The following is a 1,087-nucleotide window of genomic DNA, read 5'->3' on the forward strand; positions in this document are numbered from 1 at the left end:
GAATATAAAGTGCTTGAGATCATTCGTGAAGAACTCACGGAAATCAAAGAGCGTTTTAACGATGAAAGACGTACTGAGATTGTCACTTCTGGACTGGAGACAATTGAAGATGAAGATCTCATCGAGAGAGAAAATATCGTAGTTACTCTGACGCACAACGGATACGTCAAACGTCTTCCTGCATCAACTTACCGCAGTCAAAAACGGGGCGGAAAAGGTGTACAAGGTATGGGAACAAACGAAGATGATTTCGTTGAACATTTGATCTCTACGTCAACTCATGACACGATTCTCTTCTTCTCGAACAAGGGGAAAGTGTATCGTGCAAAAGGGTATGAAATCCCTGAATACGGCAGAACGGCAAAAGGAATCCCGATTATTAACCTGCTGGAGGTAGAAAAGGGTGAGTGGATCAACGCGATTATTCCAGTCACGGAATTCAATGCGGAGCTTTACCTTTTCTTCACTACAAAGCATGGGGTTTCAAAACGAACATCGCTATCTCAATTCGCTAATATCCGCAACAATGGTCTAATCGCTCTGGGTCTTCGTGAAGATGATGAACTGATGGGTGTACGTCTGACTGACGGCACAAAACAAATCATCATTGGAACGAAAAACGGTTTACTGATCCGTTTCCCTGAAACAGATGTCCGGGAGATGGGAAGAACTGCGGCGGGCGTAAAAGGCATCACCCTGACGGATGACGACGTTGTTGTCGGCATGGAGATATTAGAGGAAGAATCACACGTCCTTATCGTAACTGAAAAAGGGTACGGAAAACGAACTCCGGCTGAAGAGTACAGAACCCAAAGCCGGGGCGGAAAAGGACTCAAAACAGCGAAAATCACCGAGAACAACGGCCAACTAGTAGCAGTGAAAGCTACTAAAGGTGAAGAGGATCTAATGATTATTACAGCTAGCGGCGTACTCATCAGAATGGACATCAATGATATCTCCATCACCGGACGTGTCACTCAAGGTGTGCGTCTCATCAGAATGGCAGAAGAAGAGCATGTTGCTACAGCACCGGGAGAGAAGCAGATGTCCGTATCGGACGAGAAGACCACTGTCAGCGACGGCATCC

1 pseudogene is annotated in these 1,087 nt (G+C 46.0%); it reads left to right on the plus strand.

From position 1 onward, the window contains the following. Window positions 1-1,087 (plus strand): annotated as a pseudogene (gyrA, locus tag ACWFR1_RS40500) (DNA gyrase subunit A); the annotation flags it as partial.

Source organism: Streptomyces sp. NPDC055103, assembly GCF_053607625.1.